24 protein-coding genes are annotated in these 24,078 nt (G+C 66.0%); 15 read left to right on the top strand and 9 right to left on the bottom strand.

What is annotated here, in order from left to right:
• Positions 1-8: 8 nt before the first annotated feature.
• Together CYU59_RS25505 and CYU59_RS25500 are read right to left on the bottom strand one after the other, a co-directional pair.
• The gene (locus CYU59_RS25505; protein ID WP_293004073.1) at positions 9-332 is read right to left on the bottom strand and encodes an Asp23/Gls24 family envelope stress response protein; all 324 of its coding nucleotides are present in this window, start codon (positions 330-332) and stop codon (positions 9-11) included.
• Positions 332-778: an Asp23/Gls24 family envelope stress response protein gene (locus CYU59_RS25500; RefSeq protein WP_293004072.1), complete on the bottom strand. Its 447-nt coding sequence runs from the start codon at positions 776-778 to the stop codon at positions 332-334. Before CYU59_RS25500 ends, CYU59_RS25505 begins: the two co-directional genes overlap by 1 nt.
• 175 nt (positions 779-953) lie before the next feature.
• On the opposite strand from CYU59_RS25500, the gene CYU59_RS25495 reads away from it, so the two are divergent.
• The 3 genes from CYU59_RS25495 (at position 954) to CYU59_RS25485 (ending at position 2,262) form a co-directional block, all read left to right on the top strand.
• Positions 954-1,508 (top strand): sigma-70 family RNA polymerase sigma factor, encoded by a 555-nt coding sequence (locus CYU59_RS25495; protein ID WP_293004071.1) that lies wholly within the window; start codon positions 954-956, stop codon positions 1,506-1,508.
• A complete protein-coding gene (locus CYU59_RS25490; protein ID WP_293004070.1) occupies positions 1,499-1,936 on the top strand; it encodes a hypothetical protein in 438 nt (145 codons plus the stop codon). The genes CYU59_RS25495 and CYU59_RS25490 overlap by 10 nt, the downstream gene beginning before the upstream one ends.
• A gap of 152 nt (positions 1,937-2,088) precedes the next feature.
• A complete protein-coding gene (locus CYU59_RS25485; RefSeq protein ID WP_293004069.1) occupies positions 2,089-2,262 on the top strand; it encodes a CsbD family protein in 174 nt (57 codons plus the stop codon).
• A 73-nt stretch (positions 2,263-2,335) separates the two neighbouring features.
• Here the strand turns inward: CYU59_RS25485 and CYU59_RS25480 are convergent, their stop codons facing one another.
• Together CYU59_RS25480 and CYU59_RS25475 are read right to left on the bottom strand one after the other, a co-directional pair.
• Entirely contained in the window at positions 2,336-4,171 is a 1,836-nt protein-coding gene (locus CYU59_RS25480) for an acyl-CoA dehydrogenase (protein ID WP_293004068.1), read from the bottom strand.
• A 182-nt stretch (positions 4,172-4,353) separates the two neighbouring features.
• Positions 4,354-7,101 (bottom strand): LuxR family transcriptional regulator, encoded by a 2,748-nt coding sequence (locus CYU59_RS25475; protein WP_293004067.1) that lies wholly within the window; start codon positions 7,099-7,101, stop codon positions 4,354-4,356.
• Between the two features lie 207 nt (positions 7,102-7,308).
• Here CYU59_RS25475 and CYU59_RS25470 point away from each other — a divergent pair, with 207 nt between their 5' ends.
• Together CYU59_RS25470 and CYU59_RS25465 are read left to right on the top strand one after the other, a co-directional pair.
• Complete coding sequence (locus CYU59_RS25470) at positions 7,309-7,464, top strand: hypothetical protein (protein WP_293004066.1); 156 nt, start codon at positions 7,309-7,311, stop codon at positions 7,462-7,464.
• A gap of 19 nt (positions 7,465-7,483) precedes the next feature.
• The gene (locus CYU59_RS25465) at positions 7,484-8,104 is read left to right on the top strand and encodes a TetR/AcrR family transcriptional regulator (protein ID WP_293004065.1); all 621 of its coding nucleotides are present in this window, start codon (positions 7,484-7,486) and stop codon (positions 8,102-8,104) included.
• Between the two features lie 3 nt (positions 8,105-8,107).
• On the opposite strand, the gene CYU59_RS25460 is transcribed toward CYU59_RS25465, so the two are convergent.
• Positions 8,108-8,404: a hypothetical protein gene (locus CYU59_RS25460; protein ID WP_293004064.1), complete on the bottom strand. Its 297-nt coding sequence runs from the start codon at positions 8,402-8,404 to the stop codon at positions 8,108-8,110.
• Positions 8,405-8,425: 21 nt separating this feature from the next.
• The gene (locus CYU59_RS25455; RefSeq protein WP_293004063.1) at positions 8,426-9,943 is read right to left on the bottom strand and encodes a fatty acid--CoA ligase family protein; all 1,518 of its coding nucleotides are present in this window, start codon (positions 9,941-9,943) and stop codon (positions 8,426-8,428) included.
• Between the two features lie 199 nt (positions 9,944-10,142).
• On the opposite strand from CYU59_RS25455, the gene CYU59_RS25450 reads away from it, so the two are divergent.
• Positions 10,143-11,129 carry an MIP family channel protein gene (locus CYU59_RS25450; protein WP_293004062.1) on the top strand — a complete coding sequence of 329 codons (987 nt, stop codon included), beginning with the start codon at positions 10,143-10,145 and terminating at the stop codon, positions 11,127-11,129.
• Between the two features lie 4 nt (positions 11,130-11,133).
• On the opposite strand, the gene CYU59_RS25445 is transcribed toward CYU59_RS25450, so the two are convergent.
• A complete protein-coding gene (locus CYU59_RS25445) occupies positions 11,134-11,913 on the bottom strand; it encodes a crotonase/enoyl-CoA hydratase family protein (protein WP_293004061.1) in 780 nt (259 codons plus the stop codon).
• A gap of 88 nt (positions 11,914-12,001) precedes the next feature.
• Between CYU59_RS25445 and CYU59_RS25440 the strand changes: the two genes are divergently transcribed.
• Entirely contained in the window at positions 12,002-12,808 is an 807-nt protein-coding gene (locus tag CYU59_RS25440) for a 1-acyl-sn-glycerol-3-phosphate acyltransferase (RefSeq protein ID WP_293004060.1), read from the top strand.
• A 2-nt stretch (positions 12,809-12,810) separates the two neighbouring features.
• Positions 12,811-14,409: an acyl-CoA ligase FadD12 gene (gene fadD12, locus CYU59_RS25435; protein WP_293004059.1), complete on the top strand. Its 1,599-nt coding sequence runs from the start codon at positions 12,811-12,813 to the stop codon at positions 14,407-14,409.
• A 21-nt stretch (positions 14,410-14,430) separates the two neighbouring features.
• Here the strand turns inward: fadD12 and CYU59_RS25430 are convergent, their stop codons facing one another.
• Entirely contained in the window at positions 14,431-15,849 is a 1,419-nt protein-coding gene (locus tag CYU59_RS25430; RefSeq protein WP_293004058.1) for a wax ester/triacylglycerol synthase family O-acyltransferase, read from the bottom strand.
• 26 nt (positions 15,850-15,875) lie between these two features.
• Positions 15,876-17,093 carry an alpha/beta hydrolase gene (locus tag CYU59_RS25425; RefSeq protein ID WP_293004057.1) on the bottom strand — a complete coding sequence of 406 codons (1,218 nt, stop codon included), beginning with the start codon at positions 17,091-17,093 and terminating at the stop codon, positions 15,876-15,878.
• 147 nt (positions 17,094-17,240) lie between these two features.
• Between CYU59_RS25425 and CYU59_RS25420 the strand changes: the two genes are divergently transcribed.
• The 7 genes from CYU59_RS25420 to CYU59_RS25390 all read left to right on the top strand — a co-directional run bounded on the left by CYU59_RS25420 (position 17,241) and on the right by CYU59_RS25390 (position 24,077).
• Positions 17,241-17,399, top strand: a complete 159-nt coding sequence (locus tag CYU59_RS25420; RefSeq protein ID WP_293004056.1) for a DUF6307 family protein — start codon at positions 17,241-17,243, stop codon at positions 17,397-17,399.
• A gap of 537 nt (positions 17,400-17,936) precedes the next feature.
• Complete coding sequence (locus tag CYU59_RS25415) at positions 17,937-19,235, top strand: fatty acid desaturase (RefSeq protein WP_293004055.1); 1,299 nt, start codon at positions 17,937-17,939, stop codon at positions 19,233-19,235.
• 105 nt (positions 19,236-19,340) lie between these two features.
• On the top strand, positions 19,341-20,222 hold the full coding sequence (locus CYU59_RS25410; protein ID WP_293004054.1) for an alpha/beta fold hydrolase: 882 nt from the start codon (positions 19,341-19,343) through the stop codon (positions 20,220-20,222).
• Positions 20,223-20,358: 136 nt separating this feature from the next.
• Positions 20,359-21,255: an alpha/beta hydrolase gene (locus CYU59_RS25405; protein ID WP_293004053.1), complete on the top strand. Its 897-nt coding sequence runs from the start codon at positions 20,359-20,361 to the stop codon at positions 21,253-21,255.
• A 26-nt stretch (positions 21,256-21,281) separates the two neighbouring features.
• Complete coding sequence (locus CYU59_RS25400) at positions 21,282-22,382, top strand: acyl-CoA dehydrogenase family protein (protein WP_293004052.1); 1,101 nt, start codon at positions 21,282-21,284, stop codon at positions 22,380-22,382.
• A 60-nt stretch (positions 22,383-22,442) separates the two neighbouring features.
• A complete protein-coding gene (locus tag CYU59_RS25395) occupies positions 22,443-23,603 on the top strand; it encodes an acyl-CoA dehydrogenase family protein (protein WP_363115303.1) in 1,161 nt (386 codons plus the stop codon).
• Between the two features lie 24 nt (positions 23,604-23,627).
• Positions 23,628-24,077 carry a hypothetical protein gene (locus CYU59_RS25390; RefSeq protein ID WP_293004050.1) on the top strand — a complete coding sequence of 150 codons (450 nt, stop codon included), beginning with the start codon at positions 23,628-23,630 and terminating at the stop codon, positions 24,075-24,077.
• Position 24,078: the final 1 nt, after the last annotated feature.

The raw sequence follows: 24,078 nt of genomic DNA, 5'->3' as shown, positions 1-24,078 counted from the left end.
CCTGTTTTCTAGCGTGGATTCACGACGCCCGCGCCCGGCCGCAGTGGACCGGACGCGATGTCCTCGACCGTCACGTCCACCGCGGTGGCGTCGGGAAATGCCTCGGCTACCGCCCGACGGACCGCGGTAGCGGTGTCCCGGATCTGCGCGTCGGCCGCCACGACGAGATGAATTTCGATCCGGCGACCGTCGACGCGCACGCCGGGAACCCGACGCCCCGGCAGGTAAGTGGCTACCTCGCCGAATTTGCCGGGGTGCAGCGCCATGACGCCGGACACGGCGCGGGCAATGCCCGCCACCGTGTCGGCGTCGGTCTCCTCTGATGCCGGCACTACTCCACCCGAGCCAGGTGACTGCTCGCGGAGTCCGAGTCATCGTCTGGGACGTGGACGTCGTGCACGGTGATGTTGACCTCGACTACCTCGAGACCGGTCATGCGTTCTATCGCAGCGATCACATTGCGGCGGATGCCTGAGGCCAAGTCGGCGATAGACACCCCGTATTCGGCGACGATGTCGAGGTCGACCGCGGCCTGCTTCTCCCCGACCTCGACCGATACGCCCTGCGAATAGTTCGTCGACGCGCCCGGGATCCGCTCGCGCAGAGCTCCGACCGCCCGGCTGGCGTTGCCGCCCAGGTCGTACACACCGTGCACCTCGCGGGTGGCCATACCGGCGATTTTGGAGACCACGACGTCGGCGATGGTGGTCTGACCGTGACTGGTCACCAGCGGGCCGTTGGTGCCTTCGGCGACCGGACTCGTGGGATTGCTTGCCATGTCCTCGTCCTTTCATCGATTGGTTCTACTGGTAGGTGGACGCAACCGACGAGCGGAACCGAACGCCCCGAGCATGTAATCCCAGACACACTCGTGGTTTGCTAACAGTGGTTGACGCTGCCGCGATCGGCCACTGTGGCGCGCAGGGGGGCCAGTGTTCGCAGAGTCGTGGTCAGTGGAGGACGACGACTCGTTCGACGAAGCGGTCCTCACCGCGGCAGCGCGGGCCGGCGACGACGCGGCGTTCGAATCACTGGTGCGTCAGCACGGTCCCGCGATCTACCGTTACGCCCGCCGGATGACGGGTGACAGCGACGCGGTGCCCGACATCGTTCAGGAGACCTTTGTTGCTGCGTGGCGTCAAATTGGAAGCTTTCGCGCGGAGTCCTCGCTGCGAACCTGGTTGTTCGCCATCTGCGCTCGCAAAGTCGTCGATTCCCACCGGGTCAAGCGCGCCACCCCCATCGACGACCGGCTGATAGAACCGGCAAGCACCGACCGCAACACCGATCCGTTTGCGGCTGCCTCCAACAGCGCCTTCCTGGCTGCGGTGGAGGAGGCGTTGCAAGAACTGCCGCCGCGCCAGCGCGCCGCATGGATGCTGCGGGAACTCGAGCGGTTGACCTTTCCGCAGATCGCGACCATCCTCAACATGAGCCCCGACGGCGCGCGCGGCCACCATCACCGCGCGCGCGCCACGCTCCAGCAAAGGCTTCTGCAATGGCGATAGGCGATCTCGGCGCGGTAGAGCGCGCGGCACACCTGATGCGAGCACAACCGGAACCTGGTTGGCATGCGATCGAAAACGATGTGCTCACCGCGGTCCGTTCGACGCCGAGGGGCGGTTGGCCCCTAGTCGTCGAGGATCCTCATCCCGGGTCTGCGCCGGGCACGCTGTACGTGAGCGACGTGGCGCTAGGCGCCCGCCTGTCGCGCGCACTGGCAGGCGACTCCGATTACGCCGTCACCGACATCCAACTACGATCGTCGGGGACTGCGCTGCAGGGTGTTTCGATCAAGCTAAGTGGCCGCTACCTGGCCGATCTTCCGGCAGCTACCGCAAGGGCGCTCGCCCGCTGCGAGGCGGAGGTCGCCGAGGTCGTCGGCAACATGCCGGGGATTTCGATCGACATCGTCGTCAACGACGTGCACCAGTGACGGTGAGGCCAACAGGCTTCTGCTGCAAGCCTTTCCGCTGGCGAATTCAACCGTGGTGCACATCACATTGATATGGCGTTCGCTTTCACACTGACCATGCGTCTCAACCGGTGAGCGACAAATTGTCGTTAGGAGACGAGGAAGGTAACGCAATGGGCATTGCAGACAAAGCGAAAAACGCCGCCGAGGACGCAATCGGCAAGGTCAAGGAGACCGTCGGCGACGTCACGGGCAATGACGACCTCAAGGCCGAGGGCCAGAAGGATCAGGGCGTGTCCGGCGTCAAGAAGGTCGGCGAGAACATCAAGGACAAATTCACCAGCTGATCGGATCAACGTCTGCGGTGGGTTGCGCGAAACGCGCAGTCCACCGCAGTTTTTCAGGGCAGCACGTCAAACGTCAGAACGCCTCCTCGCGGAGCTGCATCACCGCGAGATCGACATTCGCCGCGATCTCGCGTTCCGCGGTCAACCGTGGCAGCACGTTCTTGACGAAAAAGTTTGCCGTCGCAACCTTTCCGGCATAGAACGCCTGGTCGGACGGACTCGGTTCGCTGTCGAGGGCCGTCAGCGCGATCTCCGCATGCCGCAGCAGCAGCCAGCCGATCAACAGGTCGCCGACGGCGATCAGAAACGCCACCGACTCCAAGCCAACACGGTAGAGCTCCTTGGCGCTTTCCTGGGAAGCCATCAGATAGCCGGTCAGGGTCGCGACCCAGGCCTGCAGGTCATCCAGCGCGGTGGCCAACTGTCTGCGGGCGTCGGCGAGTTCGGGACGCGCGCTGTCGCTGTCGATGAAAGCCTCGATCTGGGTGACCAGGTGCCCCAGCGACGCGCCCTGGTCGCGAATGATCTTGCGGAAGAAGAAGTCCTGCGCCTGGATCGCGGTGGTGCCTTCGTAGAGCGAGTCGATCTTGGCATCGCGGATGTACTGCTCGATCGGGTAGTCCTGCAGGAAGCCGGACCCACCGAAGGTCTGCAGCGACTCGGTCAGGCATTGATAGGCCCGCTCGGAACCCACCCCCTTGACGATCGGTAACAGCAGATCGTTGACCCGCTCGGCCAGATCGGCGTCGGCCCCCGAGACCGCTTCGGCGACAGCGGAATCCTGATGCGCTGCGGTGAAGAGGTAGAGCGCGCGCAACCCCTCGGCATAAGCCTTCTGCGTCAGCAGAGCCCGCCGCACGTCGGGGTGATGGATGATCGTCACGCGCGGCGCGGTCTTGTCGGTCATCTGAGTCAGGTCGGCGCCCTGAATGCGAGTCTTGGCGTAATCCAGCGCATTCAGGTAACCGGTCGACAATGTGCCGATGGCCTTGGTGCCGACCATCATTCGGGCGTATTCGATGACCTTGAACATCTGCGCGATCCCGCGGTGGGTGTCGCCGACCAGCCAACCCGTCGCGGGCACGCCGTGCTGGCCGAAGGTCAACTCGCAGGTGGCCGAGACCTTCAGGCCCATCTTGTGTTCGACGTTGGTGACGAAGACGCCGTTGCGCGCGCCTGGCTCGCCGGTCTGCGGGTCGAGCAGGAACTTGGGCACCAGAAACAGGCTCAACCCTTTGGTGCCCGGTCCCGCACCCTCTGGCCTGGCCAGCACCAGATGCATGATGTTCTCGAAGACGTCGTCGCTGTCACCGCTGGTGATGAATCGCTTGACCCCGTCGATGTGCCAGGTGCCGTCGCCCTGGTCGATCGCCTTGGTACGGCCGGCGCCGACGTCGGAGCCCGCGTCGGGTTCGGTGAGCACCATCGTCGCGCCCCAATTGCGATCGATGGCCAGCGAAGCCCAATGACGTTGCTGCTCATTGCCGATGGCATACAGGATGTTGGCCATGATCGGGCCGGCCATGTACATGAACACAGCCGGGTTGGCTCCGAGCACCAATTCGTTGATGGCCCACTGCACCATCGACGGCGCCGGCACACCTCCGACGGCCTCCTCGAGACCTACCCGGAACCATTCGCCTTCGCCCCACGCACGCATCGACTTCTTGAACGGCTCGGGCAAGGTGACGACGTGGGTGTCGGGGTCGAATGTCGGCGGATGGCGGTCGCCTTCGGCGAACGACTCAGCGACCGGCCCCTCGGCCAATCGCGCGGCTTCGGAAAGCATCTGCCGCACCGAGTCGCCATCCAGGTCGCCGAATGCCTGCTCGGCGAGCACCTCGTCCAACTTCAGAAATTCGAACAGGTTGAACTCGAGGTCGCGCACGTTGCTCTTGTAATGGCCCATGCTGACGCCTTTCGATCGTCTGGGCCGAGCCTAACGCGATTCGGCGGCGGAGGGTGCTGGAAAGTCAGCCTGGTTTGCAGAATCGGAGCGGCTTAGTCACTGCTGGGGACTCGGAGCCTGTCACGCACGCGTAATACGCAGTCGCACAACTTGTTTGCAAACAGCGTTTGTTGGAAGCCTGCTCAGGTCTGGTCCAGCGCGGTCGAGAGCGCCGCCCGGGAGCGGACGCCGAGCTTGCGGTACACGGCGCTCAGGTGCATCTCGACGGTCTTCTCCGAAAGAAACAACGCCGCCGCGATCTGCTTGTTGGACCGGCCCGTGGCGGCCAGCTCCGCGGTGCGCTGCTCGGCGCCGGTCAGACCCAGCCCGTCACCGCGGGGACTGTCCAGACGGGCAAGGTCAGCGCGCGCCCGCGTCGCCCACAGTGGCGCACCCAGCCGCTCGAAGACATCCAGGGCTTCACCCAACGACCCGGCAGCCTCTTGGCGGCGGCGCCGGCGGCGCTGGATTTGTCCCAGGAGTAGCTGAGTGCGGGCGGTTTCGAACGGCATCGGCAGTCCCTTGTGGTGGGTCATCGCTTGCTCGACGACGCGTTGCGCCCCGTCGAGATCGCCTCGAGCGGCAAGTAGCTGGCCGCGTCCTCGAGCACCGATGGCCAACATCCACGGCCGGTCATGCCGAATCCCATTGCCCTCCAACGCTTCGATCAGAGGTTCGGCCTCGTCGGATCTGCCGACGGCGATCAGCGCCTCGATCGCGTCCGGCAGATGACGGCCACCTTCGATCTCGGTGGTCAGGCCGTCGAAGGCGTCCAGGTCGGGTCGCAGCACCTCCAGCGCGGCGGGGTAATCACCAAGTGACACATCGAGAAACGCGAGGGTGCTCCGCGGATCCTTCGCCATCTGGAGCGCGCCGATCGCCACGGACGTGTCGACCGCCGCCTGAGCCAACGCGCGGGCGTCGTTCTCGCGTCCGGTGTAGGCGGCGACGGCGCACAGCAGAGTCCATGCGGTGACGAGCGAGAATTTTCCGCCCATCTGCTCCGCGTGCTCGAGCGCTTCCTGCGCGGCCCGGGCGGCATCGGCGTAGCGGCCGGACCACAAGTCCACCTTCGCGACATGTGCTGCAGCCCAGACGATGTCGACCTCGGTGCCACCGTCGAGCATCTGCTGCCGAACCGCCCGCATTTCTTTTCTGGCGCGGTCGAGTTCACCCATACAACCGTGGACCATCGCCTCTACGGCGCTGGCGCGGAAAGTTGTGGTCGCTCCGCTGGCGGGATCCTCGAGTTCCCGCGCCACCTGCAGCGATTGCTCATCGACACCCAGGCCGGCGACGAAGCTGGCGGCCACCCAGACCGACCTCGCCTGGCTTCGCAGGCCCGGTACGCCAACCTGATCGGCGAGCTCGACCGCTTCCCGGATGATGCGCAACGCGTCGCTGAGGCGATCGGCCATCACCAACGCCAAGGCCAATCGCAGTCGACACAGCAGACCGAGGGCTGGATTGTCCCCCAGCTCGTCGACCGCCTCGCTCATCGTGTCGACGGCGCCGGCCATGTCGTCGTCGTAGGCTTTGACCCCGCCCAACCACATCAGCGCCAGACAACGCAGCGCCCCTGGTGGCGCCTCGTCCAGCGCCGCTTGCAACCGGGTGCGCGCCGCGACGAATGCACCTGCCCGAAAGTGCAGCTCGCCCAACCGGATCAGTCGCCAGACGGCATCGCCGCCGAGCGTCAAGGCCAGTTCCAGCAGTTCGGCCGCAACAGCCGGAGCGCCCTGCGCGATGGTCGCGTCGGCCGCCGCGTCCAGCGCCGAAAGCATGGTCGCGTCACCGGTGGCGGCGGCCAGGGCGAGATGGCGGGCCATGATTTCCGGCCGGTCGACGATGGCGGCGAGTCTTCGGTGCATGGCTCTGCGCTGCGACGGGCTGGCATCGGTGTACACCCCGGACGCGAACAACGGATGAGAAAACCGCACCCGGTCGCCGTCCACGACGAGGATGCGCAACCGCCGCATCGATTCGAGCACCTCGACGACATCGGCCGTCGACCTGTCGGTTGCGCGTGCGACCGACTCGAGAGTCGGCGCCGCACTGCACGCCACCGCCAGCAGCACCTCAGCGGCGTCGATGTCGACGCGACCGACGCGCTGGCGCACCAGTGCGGCGAGACTGTCGGGCAGGTCGACTTTGTTGGCGCTGAGGTCATCGGCCGCGCAGCGCGCCAACTCGACTGCGAAAAAAGGATTGCCGCCGGACAGCTCGTAGATCCGAGTGATCGTCGGGCGTGGCAGCGGGCGGCCCAGTCGGTCGGTGACCAACGCGTGCACTGCCCGACGGCCCAGCGGTCGCAGCGTGACCCCGCTGACGCTCTCGGGTCGATGGAACTGCAACCACGATCGCTCGTCATCCGAATCCGGTTCGCCGGTGCGAAAGCTCAACACCAGCCCGACCGGCCCGGTGAGTCGGCGAGCCGCGAAGCCGAGCACGGCACGACTGGACGCGTCCAACCACTGGACGTCATCGACCACCAACAGCACCGGGACCTGGCCGCTGACCTGATCGACCACCGACGTCAAGGCGGTGGCCACCGTCCGCTCGTCGGTGGCGGGGCCGCCGTTCTCGGCCTCGCCACTGCAGGCCCGCTCCAGTGCGACGCGATGCAGAGCGGGCAACATCTCGACGTCGACATCGCGCAGCAGGTCTGCGATTGCGGCGTAGGCATAGGTCACTTCGGCGGGCGAGCCCTGCGCCGCGAGTACCCGGAACCCGCGCCGCTCCGCCTCGGCGACGGCGTCGAGCAACAACGTCGTCTTGCCGATACCGGCCTCGCCCTCGACGACCAGGCCCGCGGGTCCGATCTGCACACGGGACAGAAACTCCGCCACCGCCTCGAACTCCGCGGCCCGCGTGATCGTCTCCCCGCTCACACCCTGCATTTTGCAGGTGGAGTGACCCTCCGGATGAGATTGCGCGCACTTTTATGCAAGAAGGCTTAACGGCGCCCTCAGGTGGGTAATGAGTCGCGGTAGATCCAACAGGTCATATCCGGCTTTAGCCAGCACCGAAGCGATATTCGAGTTGCTTGCTGGACGCGAGTCTTATATGGTCTCTTACATAGTCCTCAGGAGATGACCATGCTGATCGTCGAACTCAATGTCGCCGGCTACCGCCTGAGCGGTGAATGGGCAGGTCTGCGCCGCAGCACGCTGCGGCCGGCGCGGTTCAATGCGCGGTCCATCAGGTCCCTCCAGTGGCGGATGCCGCAGCTTCGCCAAAGCCCCGCAGCCTGACGGCCCGCCCCACACCTGTATGACGTCAGCCACTCAGTCACGCCGCACCCGCGGCAACACCCGCACCAGAATGCTGGTCAGTGCGGCCGAAGTCATGCGCGAACGCGGCGCCGCCGGCGTGACCATCGACGAGGTACTGCATCGCAGCGGCGCTCCCCGCGGCTCGGTGTACTACCACTTCCCCGACGGCCGCAATCAGATCCTGGCCGAGGCGCTGCAGTACGCCGGCGACGCGATCACCGCGGACATCGACGACGCCGCCGGCCGGGGCGCGAAGGTGCTGGTCCGGCAATTCGTCGACTTCTGGGAGCGGGTGCTCGCCGACAGCGACTTCCACGCCGGCTGCCCGGTGGTCGCCGCGGCGATCGGATCGGGCGATGACGAAGTCCGGCTGGCCGCCGAGGCCGCGCGCATCTTCGCGCACTGGCGGACGGCGCTCACCTGGGCGTTCGTCGCCGACGGCTTCGGAGAATCCGACGCGGACTCGCTGGCGGTCATGTCGATCGCCACGCTGGAGGGCGCCGTCGTGCTGTGTCGATCCACCCGCAGCAGCGAACCACTACACAAGGTCTACGAGCAGCTCGAATTCCTGGTCAAGGCAAGGGAATTCGTGCGCCGAAACGGCGTGCCGCAGAGCTGATTGCTAGTCGCTGGCCGGTAGCGGCTTGGCTTCCTTGAGGCTCAACGCCGTCTGGCCCACCGACAACGTTCCGGCGCCGGCCTTGGTCACCAATACCTCGGCTCCGGCGTCGTCGACGTAGCGCTTACCCATGATGGCTCCGTCGGAGAACGCGGGATCCAGCTCACCGGAACGCTCGGCACCCAACTCGACCATCGGCGCGCCACCGCAGCGCAAATCGTCGAGGCTGTCGGCGCTGCGGACGACGATCACCTGGGTGTCGCAGACCTGACTGGCCAGACGGGTTCCGTTTTTGATCATGATCTCGATCCTCGGTTGGAGTTACTGCTCGGCCGGAGCGGCGCGAAGCTCTTCGACGATCTCGCGGCGAAGCACTTTGCCCGTCGCGTTGGTGGGCAGCTCGTCGCGGAAGACTACCCGGTCAGGGGTCCGTGACCCCCGCAAACTCTTGCGGACGTGCTCACGCAATTCCTCCGCGTCGGGTTCGGCGCCGGCGGCCGGCACCACCACCGCGACGATCGCCTGCCCCCACTGCGGATCCTCGACGCCGACCACCGCGACGTCGCGCACGTCCGGGTGCTCGACCAACACATCTTCAAGTTCGGCGGGTGCGATGTTCTCGCCGCCGCGAATGATCGTGTCGTCGCTGCGCCCACCGATGAACAGGTAGCCGCCCTCGTCGAGCATGGCGATGTCCTTGGTCGGGAACCACCCCTGCGCGTCGAGCACCGATCCGATCCCGGTGTAGCGGCCGGACACCTGCTCGCCGCGGACGAACAGCTCGCCGGTCTGCCCCGCCGGCAGCACCGTGCCGTCCTCGCCCCGGATCTGCACTTCGACGCTGGGCACCGGCTGCCCGACCGAACCCAACCTCTTCAGCACCGACGGATCAGCGGCGCCCTGCGCCTCGCGGTGATCGTCCGGGGTCAGCACGGCGATCGTCGAGCTGGTCTCGGTCAGACCGTAGGCGTTGACGAAGCCGACGTGCGGCAGCAGCTCCAAAGCCCGGCGCACCAACGGCAGCGGCACCTTCGAGCCGCCGTAGGCGAGGTTGCGCAGCGACGGCAGCCGGTGCGCGCCGCCCTCCAGCACAGTGACGATCCGGTCCAGCATGGTCGGCACCACCGTCGCACTGGTGACGTGCTCGGCGTCGATCAGCCGCAGCCACTCCTGCGCTTCGAAGACGGGCAAGTAGACCATCTTGCGTCCGGCGTACAGATTCGACAACGCCGCGCTCACCCCGGCGATGTGGTACGGCGGTACGCAGATCAACGCACCGTCGGTCGCCTCGGCGGAACCGAACTCGACGGTGCCGGTGACATAACTGGTCAGGTTGTTGTGAGTCAGCTCAACGGCTTTGGGTTGCGATGTCGTACCTGAGGTGAACAACACGATGCCCACCGAGTCCGGATCGGCGAACTCCACCGCCGGCTCGGCGTCGCGGGCCTGCGCCAGGAAGTCGTCGGACAGGATGGCCTGTTTCGCCACCCCGTCCAGACCGGCCGGCCCACCCAGCTCGTCGAGGTAACGGCTGTCGGCGACCACCAGCGGATCGGGCAGCCGCGCGATCAGCGTCTTGATGCCCTCGGCAGACAGCCGGTAGTTGATCGGCGTGAACGTTTGTCCGGCCCGCGCCGACGCGAAGATCAGCAGCGGCAGCATCGCGCCGCCGACTCCCACGTAGACGACGTGCGACGCCCCCGAGGCCGCGATGATTCCGGCGCCGCCGTCGGCGAGATCGCTGAGCTGCTGGGTCGTCATCCGAACGTCTCCGGAGACGACGGCCGTCCGCTCGGGATCGCTCGAGCTGGCCATCTCGAGAAGTAGCGAAATACTCACGCTCGCACTTTCTGTGGAGTCCACACGTTACAAAGCCTGGCAGAAGTGTCATGCCAGTTTAGATGACGTCACATTGCCCCCCACGCCGTGGCCGACGTCACGGTCGATGGACCGTTTACCTGCAAATCGACCGGTTACCCCGCTCCGAGGCCGCAAGTAGTTGACCAAGCAACCACGAGCGAGTTGGGGGACCAGCGCATTGACGACCCTGCAATCAGCACCACCTGCCATCCATTCCACCTTCACCAGGCTGCGCGCCGGCATCGCGGGCGCGATGCTGGCCGAGTTCTTCGGCACCTTCGTGCTGCTGCTGCTCGGCCTCGGCACCTGCGCCGTGAATATCGTCGGCCTGCCGGGATCCGGCCGGCAGACCATGCCGTTCGGGCCGGACAACTGGCTGATCAACGTCTTCGGCTGGGCGTTCGCGGTGACGCTGGCCGCTTACGTCTCCGGCGGCATCAGCGGCGCCCACTTCAATCCGGCGGTCACGCTCGCCTTCGCGGTTGCGCGAAAGTTTGCCTGGCGCAACGTGATTCCGTATTGGGTGGCGCAACTTGCCGGCGCGTTCTGCGCCGCCGGGGCGGTGTACGCGGTCTACCGCGCCGCCATCGAAGCGCACGACGCCGGGGTCGACCGATCGAACGCCATGGACACCTACGGGATCTTCGGCACCTCGCCCGCCCAGTACTTCCACGGCGGCTACCTCGGGCCGGTCGTCGATCAGCTGGTCGGCACCGCGATCCTGATCGTGCTGATCGCCGCGCTGATCGACAACCGCAACCAGGCGCCCGCGGGCAACCTGGCCCCGTTGCTGATCGGCTTCGTGATCGCGGTGATCGGCTGCTCCTACGGCACCAACGCCGGCTACGCGCTCAACCCGGCGCGCGAACTCGGTCCGCGGGTGTTCGCCTGGCTCGAGGGGTGGGACAAGCTGGCGTTGCCCGGCGACTATGGGCAGACGACCAATTACTGGTGGATCCCGGTGTTCGTGCCGCTACTCGGCGCCGTCGTCGGCATCCTGCTCTACGACTTCTTCATCGGGCATGTGCTCGACGCCCGCGCCACCATGCTGCTCACCCCGGAGCCGGGGCTGGCGCCGGTACCGACCACCGACGCCGCGGCGGGAGTGGCCGGTCCGGTCACCATGGAAGACAGCGCGGACGCCGAGGAAGATCGGGCCGCCTGAGCCCCTACGAGCCGGTCCACTTGGCCGGCCGCTTCTCAGCGAACGCGATCGCGCCTTCCTTGGCGTCGTTGGAGCCGAACACCGGCATCAGGATGTTGTTCTGCTTGGCGAAACGCTCGTCGGGGCTCCAACCGCGGGACTCGACGATGATCTGTTTGGTCGCGGCCACCGCAAGCGGCCCGTTGGCGGTGATCCGCTCGGCCAGGTCGATCGCCGCGTCCAGCGCGCCGCCTGGTTCGGCGAGCACGTTGACCATCCCCAACGCGTGGGCCCGCTCGGCGGTGAAGCTCTCACCGGTCAGCGCCAACTCCATCGCGACAGCCGGTGGGATGCGCTCGGGCAGTCGCAGCAGTCCCCCACCGCCGGCGACCAGGCCGCGCTTGACCTCGGGGATGCCGAACGACGCGTCCCTGGATGCCACGATCAGGTCGGTGGCCAGCGCCAACTCGGTGCCGCCGGCCAACGCGTAGCCCTCCACCGCCGCGATCAGCGGCTTGACCGGACCGCGCTCGGTGAAGCCCATCCCGCGTCCCTCGACGATGGGAACCTCGCCGCGGGCGAACGCCTTGAGGTCCATACCCGCGCAGAAGGAGCCGCCCGCACCGGTCACGATGCCGACAGACAGGCCGGGGTCGCCGTCGAGTTTGTCCACCGCATCGGCCAGACCATGGGCCACCGCGGAGTTGACCGCGTTCTTGGCCTTGGGCCGGTTGATGGTGATGATCAGGATCCGGTCCCGCTGCTCGACCAGGACTTCGGGTTCGGTGGCTTCTTCAGTGCTCACGGCGGTGTGACACTCCTTGATAGATTTCCAGTACGGCTTTCGAGGAGATGGTATCGAGCCGTAGCGGCTCGGCTACCATCACTGCCAAATGGCTGACAACGATGTCGAACCCACCGAGATAACCAAATGGGATCCCGGGCTCACCGAGCGCGTGATGGGCTGGCTGCGTCCGCTGATCAAGGGTTACCACCGGGCAGAGGTCCGCGGCTTGGAGTCTTTCCCCCCGGGTGGTGCGCTGGTGGTGGCCAACCACTCCGGCGGGCTGTTTCCCGTGGACGTGCCGGTGTTCGCGACGGGATTTTACGAGCGATTCGGATTCGACCGTCCGGTTTACACGCTGAGCCACGACTTCATCTTCATGGGCCCGACCGGTGATTTCTTCCGCCGCGCCGGCTTCATTCGCGCCAACCACGAGAACGCCGACGAGGCGCTGCGGTCCGGCGGGGTGGTGGTGGTGTTCCCCGGCGGCGACTACGACGTGTACCGACCGACGTTGTCGGAGAACGTGATCGACTTCGACGGCCGCACGGGATACGTGCGCGCCGCACTGAACGCCGGGGTGCCTATCGTGCCGGCGGTAGCCATCGGCGGCCAGGAAAGCCAACTCTACCTGTCCCGCGGAACGGGTCTGGCCAAGCTGCTGCGGCTCGACAAAATGCTGCGGGTGAAAATCATGCCTATTTCGATCGGATTTCCCTTCGGCGTGTCCGCGGTGCTGCCGGTCAACGTGCCGCTGCCCACCAAGATCGTCATGCAGGTGCTCGAACCTATCGACGTGGCAGCGGAATTCGGTGACAACCCCGACATCGACACAGTCGACTCGCACGTCCGGCGCGTCATGCAGAAAACACTGGACGGGCTGGCCAAGGAACGCCGGCTACCGGTAATCGGATAGCCATGGCGCTCGGTCTGCTGGGCAGCATGGTCCGCGCGGGCATCATCGCGCCGATGCGACCCGACAAGTATCTGCGCATCGTCGGCGTGGTCCGCCGCGAAGGGCTCACCGTCACAAGCGGATTCGGGATGTCCGCCCAACGGTGCCCGAACCGGGCCGCGTTGATCGACGAACTGGGTTCGCTGACGTACCGCGAACTCGACCGGCGTGCCGACGCGCTGACCGTTGCGCTGCAGGGCTTGCCGGGTGGAACGCCGGAGGTGGTGGCCATCATGTGCCGCAATCACCGCGGCTTCGTCGAGGCGTTGATCGCGGCGAACCGGATCGGCGCCGACGTCCTGCTGCTCAACACGTCGTTCGCCGGACCGGCGCTGGCCGACGTGGTGAATCGTGAGGGCGCGGACGCGGTGATCTATGACGAAGAGTTCGCCGAGTCGGTCGATCGGGCGCTGGCCGACAAATCCGGCGTCACCCGGATCGTCGCCTGGACCGACCACCCCGATCAGCACGACGTCACCGTCGAGCAGCTGATCGGCGGCCATCTCGGCGATCGGCCGGTCAAGGCGGATCGCACCGGCAAGATGATCATGCTGACCTCGGGCACCACTGGAAACCCCAAGGGCGCCAAGCATTCCGGCGGTGGTGCGACCGAGCTCAAAGCGATCCTGGACCGGGTGCCGTGGCACACCGAGGAGACGACGGTCGTGGTGGCGCCGATGTTCCACGCCTGGGGATTCTCGCAGCTTGTCTTCGCCGCGTCGCTCGGCTGCACGGTGGCCACCCGGCGCAAGTTCGATCCGGAGGCCACCCTCGACCTGATCGACCGGCACCAAGCCACCGGACTGTGCGTGGTGCCGGTGATGTTCGACCGGATCATGGATCTGCCCGATGAAGTGCGCCACCGGTACAGCGGTCGCTCTCTCAGATTCGCCACCGCGTCCGGGTCGCGGATGCGGCCCGACGTCGTCACGAAATTCATGGACGAGTTCGGCGACATTCTCTACAACAACTACAACGCAACCGAAGCGGGCATGATCGCGACCGCCACACCCGAGGATCTGCGGGCGGCACCCGACACCGCTGGAAAACCCGCTGTGGGTACCGAGATTCGCATCCTCGACTCCGAGCATCGGCCGGTGCCCACCGGTGAGGTCGGCCAGATCTTCGTCCGAAACTCGAACCGCTTCGACGGCTACACATCCGGCGGGGGGAAGAACTTCCACGACGGCTTCATGGCGTCCGGCGATGTCGGCCGGCTCGATGAGGCGGGGCGCCTCTATGTCGTCGGCCGCGACGACGAGATGATCGTCTCCGGCGGAGAAAACGTCTACCCGATCGAGGTGGAGAAGACACTGGGGTTGCACCCCGATGTCGCCGACGCCACCGTGCTGGGCGTCGACGACGAACAGTACGGACAACGGCTTGCCGCCTTCGTGGTTCTGACGCCGGGCGCGTCGGCCACCGGCGATGACCTCAAGCAGCATGTCCGGGAGAATCTGGCCAACTACAAGGTGCCGCGGGAGATCATCGTGCTCGATGAATTGCCCCGCAGCAGCACCGGCAAGATCTCGCGACGCGATCTGCACGGCCTGCTCGGCTAACGCTGGACTGACGGATGAGAATCAGGCCTGCGCCAGAGCCTCTTCCACCACCGTCAGTTCCTCCGATAGACCTGCAGCGCGCCGAATCTCGCTGAGCTCCTCGACCATCGCGGCAGTGATTTGGTGCGGATCGTCGAGGGTGGCCCTGTCGGCGAGGACCGAGACATTCAGCTGGTCAACGTAACTCCACACGGTGATGTTCACACCGGTACCGGCGGTCAGAGGTCCGACTGAGTAGATCTCGGTGACCAGTGCGCCGCCGACGCGTCCGTGTTCGCGCGGGCCGGGTACGTTCGAGACATTCAGATTCATCAGCTTGTTCCGCTCGGTGCTGGCGGCTAACCGCCGAAAGAAGGATTCCACCGGCGCGGGCGGAAAATACGCGGCCCAGCGGGTGACCAGCTCAGGTCCGAGCAGTTGCTGACTTTCCTTGGCGGAGTTGGCGTATTCGTGCGAGCGGCGCACGCGCTCCAGCGGATCCTCCACGTCGGCGGGCAGGCCGACCATCATACCGGTGAAATAGTTGCCCGAGATCCGGTCCGGAGAACGGTCGAAGCTGACCGGCACTGACGCCACCAGTGGATCGTCGGACTCACCGTCGTGCTGCAACCGCAGTTTGCGAAGCGCGCCCGCCGACAACGCCAGCACCATGTCATTGATCGTGACACCCAGGGCCTTGCTGCACTCCTTCACGTCGCTGAACGCCAAAGTAGCTGTGGCGAAACGACGTTCAGGAGTAAGCCGGTGATTCATGAAGGTCGGCGGCGCAGCGAACGGGAGGGTCAGTTCCGGCGAGAGCTTGCGCGGACTGCGCCTCACCCGGTTGACACCCTTGGCGGTGTAGCCGATCGTCGCTGGAATCCGGCGGATGTGGCGCAGGTGGTCGGCGAAGGCCGAACGCAGCAGTTGCCCGGTCGACGGTGCCGGATCGGGCGCGTAATCGATCTGGCCGGACGTCGGCCCGGGCACCAGATCCATTCCGCGCGCAAGCAGATTTGCGGCAGCCACCCCGTCGGCGAGCGCGTGGTGGATCTTGCCGACCACGGCGATCCGATCGTCGGCCAGACCCTCGACGAAGTACATCTCCCACAACGGGTGGTCACGGTCCAGCGGAGTGCTGGCGATCTCACCGATCGCCTCGTCCAGCTCGCGGCGCCCACCCGGCGCCGGCAGCTGCCACGGCCGAACGTGATAGGTGAGGTCGACGTCGCAGTTCTCCCGCCACATCGGGTGGTGCAGTTTGAGCGGGATGTCAATGAGCTGATAGCAAAACGGCTCCAGCATGTAGAGCCGGCTGTGGATCACCCGTCGGAACGCTTCGATGTCGAAATCGCGACGATCGGCGGCCAACTCGATCACAGCGACTTTGAGCGTGTGCATGTGCACGTTGGGTGTTTCGCTGTAGAGCAGTACCGCGTCCCACCCGCTCAGCCGCTTCATGAATGGACCCTACAACCGTGCGTTCGCTAAATTGCGTCTTTGGCCGCGATCATCCTGTTGCGATAAACCTGGGACAAAAACAGCCCGACCGCAGTGGTCATAGCGCCGGTTCGCGCGCCGTCAATCATGTCGAAACCGTGTCCGGCACCGGGCAATTCGACGTAGCCAACCATCGAACGGGAAACGGCTCTCAGTCGTTCAACGAAACTTCGCGCCTGCGCGACCGGGATGACCCCGTCGCCGCTGCCGTGGATGACCAAGAACGGCGGAGCATCCGGGTGCAGCCGTGCGATCGGCGACGCGTTGCGAAACACCTCGGGGTGGCGGCTGATTCGACGCTTGACCACCACTCGTTCGAGAAAGTCGACGAACTGTTCCCGCTCCGGGGTCGACCGGTCCTCCCAGTCGTAACGGCCGTATATGCCCACCACGGCGTCGACGGACGTATCCGAGTCCGGCGTCAAATCGGTTTGCATGTCAGGGTCGTTCGCGGTCAGACCCGCCAAAGCGGCGAGATGACCGCCAGCCGAGCAACCGGCAACCGCAATGAAATCGCGGTCGCCGCCGAATTTGTCGACGTTCGCGCGGGCCCAAGCGATTGCGGTCTTCACGTCGGTGATGTGCGCGGGCCAACGGTTGTGCGGCGATGCCCGATACTCGACTGACAAACAGACCCAGCCCATCTCGGCCAGATGTGACATCAACGCGTAACCCTGAAGTTGACGTCCGCCATGTACCCAGGCGCCACCGGGCACGAAGATCAGCACTGGCGCCGGGCTATCCGGCAAATCTTTCCGGCGCCACACGTCAAGCAACTGCGTCGGCTTCTTGCCGTACCTCACGGACGCACGGTGCAGGAATCGACGGTGCTGTCGCGCCCTCCAGAAAGGAGGGAACCGGTCGGCGGCCGGCCACACAATGTCCAGGTCTGCGGCCGGGAGCAAGCCGCGTAGCGCCGCGTCGGTGACCGCTTGCGTTTGCGCCCGGTCGGCCCTTCGTGTCGCGTCTCTGTCCGGAGTGCGCCGACCCTTGGACGCCGCCAGATACTCGGGCGCCAGGCGGTAGCCCCAGATGCCCATGGCGGTGATTCCACCAAGCGGTTCCAGGTGCCGCCCGATCAAAGGAAGTGAGGCCAAGGCGTCACTGGCCGCCAGCGCATAGTCGCTCGGACCGGCTCGCAGCAGCCATTTGATGTGCGACGCCAGGGAGCGCCCAGCAGGACGCGGCGCCGGTGTAGCCGTCATGAGCGCAGCGTACCCCTTGGTATGGCGGTTAAATCCGAAATCGAGCCCCGTTCACCGCCGGCGACCGGGCTACATCCGATGGCGTACGGTCAACGATGACGGGCAGCTCGATAGCGAGCGAAAATGCCCGACTGAAAAGGAAATCCAATGGCTTCACCCACGACGTCTCGTTCACCGTATTTCGATCGTGTCGAACTGGTCAGGGACGCCCTCGTGTCCCATTCCAAGCTCAAGGACGAGGAAGCCACCGAGTTGGCGGAACACGTCCTGCACGCGCTGAACTCGATTCCGGAGAAGATGCGCTGAGCAGCAGTCCGGCAACATCCCGCTGAATTCTCGAGTACGACGTGATCCGCGCCGACGACGCGAATGACGGTAGCTGTGGCACGGCCGCACCGATTCGCCCCAGCCGCTCACCTTCCGGCAGGTGTAGCCTTGAAGGTGCTGAAACGTCCAGCCGCTGCGGAGTGAATCTGGCTGTAACGCCGCCGATTCGAGGAGCACACGCTCGCGCCGCTCACACCGATTCGCCAGCAGCTCTTGGCGCCCCGAATCTCTTGCCTCGCAACGCAATGGCGCGCCGCGTTCCTGCCGCATCCCAAGATCAGGTAGCCGCCATGACCGCACCCGTAGTCTCATCGTTCTCTTTCCCGACGGCGCATTGCCGGCCGGGCCGGGACGGCTGGGACGCGCGGCCGGCGGCCGCTGCCACTACCGCCGATCGGGTGACAGACCCCCCGGCTCGGCCAGCAATCAGCGGCCGAGCCGGGTGCCTATCGCTTTGATGCCGGCGGTCACGGCCGGAAATCCCGACACACCAACGCAGAAAGAAGAAGCACGACCATGGCGATCACCGACGTAGCGGCCTTCGCTCACCTGACCAATGCCGACATCGACAACCTGGCCGCAGAGCTGGACGCGATCAGGTCGGATGTCGACGCGCGCCTCGGCGAATCCGACGCACGCTACATCCACCGCACCATCGCCGCGCAACGCTTCCTCGAGATAGCCGGCCGGCTGTTGCTGGCGTGGGGCAAACGCCGAACCGCGTGGTGGGCAGGCACGGCAACACTCGGGGTGGCCAAGATCGTCGAGAACATGGAAATCGGCCACAACGTCATGCACGGCCAATGGGACTGGATGAACGACCCCGAGATTCACTCCACTACCTGGGAGTGGGACCTCAGCGGGGCCTCGAAACACTGGATAGCCACCCATAACTTCCAGCATCACAAGTACACGAACATCCTCGGCATGGACGACGATGTCGGCTACAGCACCCTGAGGGTCACCCGCGACCAGCCCTGGGAGTTGCGCAACCTCGGCAACCTGTTCTACAACACCGTCCTCGCACTCGGCTTCGAGTGGGGAATCGGCCTGCAGCCCTTGGAATTCGAGAAGGTTCTCGACGACGGGCCCGAGGGCGACCAGGCTGTTCAACGAGTCCGTGAATTCGCGACCAAAGCAGGAAAGCAGCTGGCCAAGGACTACGCCGCGTTCCCATTGCTGACCTCAGTGTCACCGAAGGCGACGTTCGCGTCGACGCTGAAGGCCAATATCGTGGCCAACGTGATCCGCAACCTGTGGACCGACGCGGTGATCTTCTGCGGTCACTTCCCCGACGGCGCAGAGAAATTCGCTCTGTCCGACACGGTCAGCGAAAGTCGCGGCCAGTGGTATCTGCGCCAGATGTTGGGTAGCGCCAACTTCACCGCCGGGCCGACGATGCGTTTCATGAGCGGCAACCTGTGCTACCAGATCGAGCACCACCTCTACCCCGATATGCCCAGCAATCGGCTGCACGAGGTGTCTCTGAGAGTGCGCGAGGTGTGCAGCAAGTACGACTTGCCCTACACCACAGGCTCATTCCTGGTGCAATGCGCGAAAGTGTGGCGCACCATCGCCAAACTGTCGCTACCGGACCGCTACTTGCGCGACACCGCCGATGACGCCCCGGAGACCCGCAGCGAGCGGATGTTCGCCGAACTGGAGCCCGGTTTCAGCGGGACCGACCCGGCGACCGGACGTCGTCGCGGCCTCAAGACCGCCATCGCGGCGGTACGACAGTGGCGTCGCGAGTCGCGCGCCGGCGATGGTGTCGGTCAGGACCGAACCGCGCTTCCGGTGGCGGCAAGCTACTGATCGGTAACCTACGCTATCGTAGGTTGGACTAGGGTCAGGCTGAGGCCAGCGGAGCGGCTGGCGTGGAAGCGTCCCAGCGATCGGAGGCCGGTTCAGGTGACCGAGATGCGTTATCTCGATCTGCACGGTGAGCGCGTTGCCTATCGAGACGAAGGCACCGGCGAGGCGCTGCTGTTGATCCACGGCATGGCGGGGAGCTCTGCGACGTGGCGTGCGGTGATCCCCGAATTGGCGAAGAAGTATCGGGTGGTCGCCCCGGACCTGCTCGGGCATGGTGAATCGGCTAAACCGCGCGGGGATTATTCGCTGGGAGCCTTCGCGGCGTGGCTGCGTGATCTGCTCGACGAGCTGGGCATCAGCCGGGCAACGGTGATCGGTCAGTCCCTGGGTGGCGGAGTGGCCATGCAGTTCACCTACCAACATCGCGACTACTGCCAGCGCCTCGTTCTCATCAGCAGCGGCGGCCTCGGCCCCGACCTGAACTGGATACTGCGGTTGCTCTCGGCACCCGGCGCCGAGTTCGTGCTGCCGGTCGTCGCTCCTCAGCCGGTGTTGAACCTCGGCAACAGGCTGGGATCGTGGTTCACGTCGGCCGGAATCCAGTCGCCTCGCGCGAGCGAGATGTGGAGCGCCTACTGCACGCTGTCAGATCGGCCGACTCGCCAGGCATTTCTGCGAACGTTGCGGTCGGTGGTCGATTACCGCGGGCAGGCGGTCAGCGCGCTCGGCAAGATCCACATCAGTTATGGCTTGCCCACCTTGCTGATCTGGGGTGACCAGGACCGGATCATTCCCGTCTCGCACGGATACGCCGCGCACGAGGCTGTGCCGGGTAGCCGACTCGAGGTGCTGGCCGGCGTCGGGCACTTTCCGCACGTCGAGTCCCCGAAAGCGGTGATCGACATCCTCGACGACTTCATCGCTGCCACGCACCGGGATCCCGATCAGACGATTCTCCCGACGGAAACTTCGCGCCTAGATCACTGACCTTCAGATCCGGGAATCTTCAATTAACAAGAGCTACAGCTTGTTTGACCTATCGGAACAGAGCAGTTGCGTCCGTAGGACGCCGGTCGAGTAGTCCGGATACCGGCAGTTGGTCGGCGTTGGCGATACTGGATCGATGCCGAGCCCAGAATTCCACCCCGACCTCCGCAAAGTCGCTCGCTTCGCGCCGCGCGCGCTGGTCGGCCCCAGGTCGTTGAAGCTGATTCGCCGACTTTCGCCGGCGGTCAAGCGCGGCGGTGCGAGTCGCGACGTCGAGGCACTCATCCTGGGCTCCGGTGTCGGAGTGCGGCTCCACCGGCCGGCCGCCGCCGGCCAGCCCGGGCCGGCGCTGCTGTGGATTCACGGCGGTGGCTACGTCATCGGCACCGCGCAACAGGACGACGAACTGTGCCGCCGATTCGCCCGCGAGCTCGGCGTCACGGTCGCATCCGTGGACTACCGGTTGGCGCCCGAGCACCCCTACCCCGCCCCGCTGGAGGACTGCTACGCGGCGCTGACCTGGCTGGCTGCGCTGCCCGCGGTCGACCCCGCGCGCATTGCGATCGGCGGGGCCAGCGCCGGCGGCGGCCTGGCGGCTGCCCTGGCGTTGCTGGCGCGGGACCGGGCCGAGGTGACGCCGGTCCTGCAGCTGCTGGCCTACCCGATGCTCGACGACCGCAGCGGATCGACCCCGGAGAACCCGAACTACCGGCTCTGGGGACCGAAGAGCAATCGCTTCGGATGGGCGGCCTACCTCGGCAACGCCGACCCCACGGTTGCGGTGCCGGCCCGTCACGAGGACCTCAGCGGGCTGCCCCCGGCCTGGATCGGCGTTGGCACCCACGACTTGTTCCACGACGAAGATGTCGCCTATGCCGCCCGGCTCACCGCTGCGGGTGTGCCGTGCCAGATCGAGACGATCCCTGGCGCGTTTCACGGTTTCGACCTCGTGGTGCCGAAAGCGGCTGTGTCCAGATCGTTTTTCGCCAGTCAATGTGCGAGTCTGCGATCCGCTCTGGCCGTCGCACGCTGATGGCGATCGGCGCGCCCTCTTTCGCGGTGAGTGACGAACAGCGTGCGTTGCGCGGCGCGGTCGCCGACCTGATGACCCGTCATTCCAGCGAGGCGCAGGTGCGCGCGCAGATGGCGACCGAGACGGGGCTCGACCCGGCGGTGTGGCGCGAACTTGCGGCCATGGGACTAACCGGTCTGCTGATCGACGAGAAGCACGGTGGAGCCGGAGCCGGCCCGGCCGATATGGGCATCGTGATGGAGGAGATGGGCCGGGCGCTGCTGGTCAGCCCGTTCTTGTCGACCGCGGTGCTGGTGCCCGGCCTGCTCGCCGAGACGCGCGATGCCGCCGAGTGCGACGCGGTGCTGCCGCGGATCGCCGCGGGTGACCTGATCGCGACCGCTGCGTTCGCCGAAGACGGTTCGGCCCGGTTACCGGATCCGATCGCCACGTCCGCCGGATTGATCGGCGGCGCCTGGCACCTCACCGGATACAAGCACTTCGTCCTCGACGGACTGTCGGCGCAACTGGTCTACGTGCTGGCCGCCACGGATGCGGGCCCGAGCGTGTTCGCGGTCGATGCGGGCGCACCCGGTTTGACCGTGACGCCGCTGACCACCGTCGACCCGACACGCAAGCAGTGCCGCCTGCAGTTCGTCGACACCCCGGCCCGGTTGGTCGGCCGGCCGGGCACCGGTGTCGAGGTGTTCGACGCGGCGCTGGACCGGGCGGCGCTGGCGCTGATCAGCGAGCAGGCCGGCGGCGCCCGTCGCGTGGTCGAGATGGCCACCGAATACGCGAAGACCCGATACCAGTTCGGTCGCGCGATCGGCAGCTTCCAGGCCGTCAAGCACATGTGCGCGGACATGCTGCTGGAGGCGGAATCGACGGTGTCGGCGGCACGCTTCGCCGTCGCGGCCTTTGCGTCGCAAGCACCGTCCCGTCTCGCCGATCTCGCTCTGGCGCAGGCGTATTGCTCGGATGCGTTCGTGTTCGTGGCGGCGACCAGCATTCAGGTGCACGGGGGAATCGGGTTCACCTGGGAACATCCGGCGCACCTGTATCTGCGCCGCGCCCGCAGTGACGCCCAGCTGCTCGGCGGCGCGTCCTGGCACCGAGAGCGCTACCTGCAACAGATCGGAGCGTGAGCTTTCATGACAGACCGCGCCGGCGACGATGCAGAGCGAAGCGATGAGAAGGAGCGGCGCATGACAGACGATGAGTTGCGGGTCGAGGTCCGAGAGTGGTTGGCGGGCAACTGGAATCCCGATCTCGATCGTGGCACCTGGGCCCACATCGTGGTGGACGCCGGGTGGGCGACACCCAGCTGGGAGCCGGCGTTCTACGGTCGTGGCCTGACGGATGCCCAATCTCGTTTGGTGGCAGCAGAGTTCGCCGCTGTCGGGGCCCACGGCTGTGGGCACGACCGTGGGAACCTGTTCGCATGCACCTTGCACGACCTGGGAACCGAGGAGCAGAAGCAACGACTCATTCCGCCGTCGATCCGCGGTGAGAGCAAATGGTGCCTGCTCTACAGCGAGCCCGGTGCGGGTTCGGATCTGGCCGGTGTGCGCACCCGGGCCGAGCGTGACGGCGACGACTGGGTGATCAACGGCCAGAAGGTGTGGACGTCGTTCGCCACCACCGCCGACTACGGCATGCTCGTCGCCCGCACCGACTGGACCGTGCCGAAGCACCAGGGCATCAGCTTTTTCATGCTGCCGATGCGTCAGCCCGGCGTCGAGGTCCGGCCGATTCACCAGATCACCGGCGAATCGGAGTTCAACGAAGTCTTCATCGAAGACGCCCGCGTCCCGGCGACCAACCTGGTCGGCGAGTTGAACGCCGGCTGGTCGGTACTGCAGACCGCCCTGGCCTACGAGCGCCGCTTCATGGCCGACATCGCCCGCACCGCGAAAGACGCCAAGCGGCCGCGGGATGAAAAAGGGCATCTGCTGGTCGAATTGGCGCGCGATGCGGGTCGGTTGGACGATCCCTACATTCGCCAGCAGATCGCCCGCGTCGACGCGCTGGCCGCGGTCAACCGGTGGAACACCCAGCGGTCGAAGGCCGCCACCGATCGCGTCGAGTCGGCGACCCTGATGGCGCTCGGCAAGATCGCGATGTCGCGGATTCTGCACGAGACGGCGCGCGTCGAGACTGAAATCGTCGGCGCCGAAGCGATGTTGACCGGCCCGGAGAATCCCATCGGCGACGCCGTGACGTTCCGGACCTTGAACGCCTACTTCACCTCGATCGGCGGCGGCACCGATCAGATTCAGCGCAACATCGTCGGCGAACGAGTGCTGGGCCTGCCGAAAGAGCCTGAGCCGTACAAGAACACACCGTTCCGGGACTTGCCGCACTGACCCGGCCCGTGCCATCCTGGCAGCGTGGCCCCGCGCGAAAACCCGTTACGCGGAATTCTCGACCCGGTTGCACGCAGGCTTCATCTGCCTTTCGGCACCCGTGATTTCATCGACAAGATCGTCCGTGGCGGCGTGGACCAAGCCGGGCGGCGGACTCTGCAGATGCTGATCACCACCTGGGATGCCACCGGTGGCGGGCCATTCGCGGCCAGCGCGATTGCCACGGCAGGACTAGCCAAAACGGTCGATATCGCGCAGGGCCTGTTCATCGGTCCGGTTTTCAACCCACTGCTCAAGGCGTTGGGCGCCGACCAGATCACGTTCCGTGCCTCGCTGTGCGCCTCGGCGGTGGTCGGCCTGGGCATCATGCGCTACGGGGTGCGGGTCGAGCCGATTCACTCGATGGACGTCGACACCCTGGTCAACGCGGTAGCACCCACTTTGCAGCGCTACCTGATCGGCGATATCTCCTGAG

Origin of the sequence: Mycobacterium sp., from assembly GCF_002863225.1 — a bacterium.
Lineage (GTDB): Bacteria > Actinomycetota > Actinomycetes > Mycobacteriales > Mycobacteriaceae > Mycobacterium.
Note: the sequence above shows the minus strand (reverse complement) of the source record. Positions and strands in the feature narration are given on the sequence as shown.

Coding starts and splice junctions, on each gene's coding strand:
- CYU59_RS25500 (WP_293004072.1), bottom strand. CDS start 778: ATGGCAAGCAATCCCACGAGTCCGGTCGCCGAAGGCACCAACGGCCCG.
- CYU59_RS25490 (WP_293004070.1), top strand. CDS start 1,499: ATGGCGATAGGCGATCTCGGCGCGGTAGAGCGCGCGGCACACCTGATG.
- CYU59_RS25485 (WP_293004069.1), top strand. CDS start 2,089: ATGGGCATTGCAGACAAAGCGAAAAACGCCGCCGAGGACGCAATCGGC.
- CYU59_RS25480 (WP_293004068.1), bottom strand. CDS start 4,171: ATGGGCCATTACAAGAGCAACGTGCGCGACCTCGAGTTCAACCTGTTC.
- CYU59_RS25470 (WP_293004066.1), top strand. CDS start 7,309: ATGCTGATCGTCGAACTCAATGTCGCCGGCTACCGCCTGAGCGGTGAA.
- CYU59_RS25465 (WP_293004065.1), top strand. CDS start 7,484: ATGACGTCAGCCACTCAGTCACGCCGCACCCGCGGCAACACCCGCACC.
- CYU59_RS25460 (WP_293004064.1), bottom strand. CDS start 8,404: ATGATCAAAAACGGAACCCGTCTGGCCAGTCAGGTCTGCGACACCCAG.
- CYU59_RS25440 (WP_293004060.1), top strand. CDS start 12,002: ATGGCTGACAACGATGTCGAACCCACCGAGATAACCAAATGGGATCCC.
- fadD12 (WP_293004059.1), top strand. CDS start 12,811: ATGGCGCTCGGTCTGCTGGGCAGCATGGTCCGCGCGGGCATCATCGCG.
- CYU59_RS25430 (WP_293004058.1), bottom strand. CDS start 15,849: ATGAAGCGGCTGAGCGGGTGGGACGCGGTACTGCTCTACAGCGAAACA.
- CYU59_RS25425 (WP_293004057.1), bottom strand. CDS start 17,093: ATGACGGCTACACCGGCGCCGCGTCCTGCTGGGCGCTCCCTGGCGTCG.
- CYU59_RS25420 (WP_293004056.1), top strand. CDS start 17,241: ATGGCTTCACCCACGACGTCTCGTTCACCGTATTTCGATCGTGTCGAA.
- CYU59_RS25415 (WP_293004055.1), top strand. CDS start 17,937: ATGGCGATCACCGACGTAGCGGCCTTCGCTCACCTGACCAATGCCGAC.
- CYU59_RS25410 (WP_293004054.1), top strand. CDS start 19,341: ATGCGTTATCTCGATCTGCACGGTGAGCGCGTTGCCTATCGAGACGAA.
- CYU59_RS25405 (WP_293004053.1), top strand. CDS start 20,359: ATGCCGAGCCCAGAATTCCACCCCGACCTCCGCAAAGTCGCTCGCTTC.
- CYU59_RS25395 (WP_363115303.1), top strand. CDS start 22,443: ATGACAGACGATGAGTTGCGGGTCGAGGTCCGAGAGTGGTTGGCGGGC.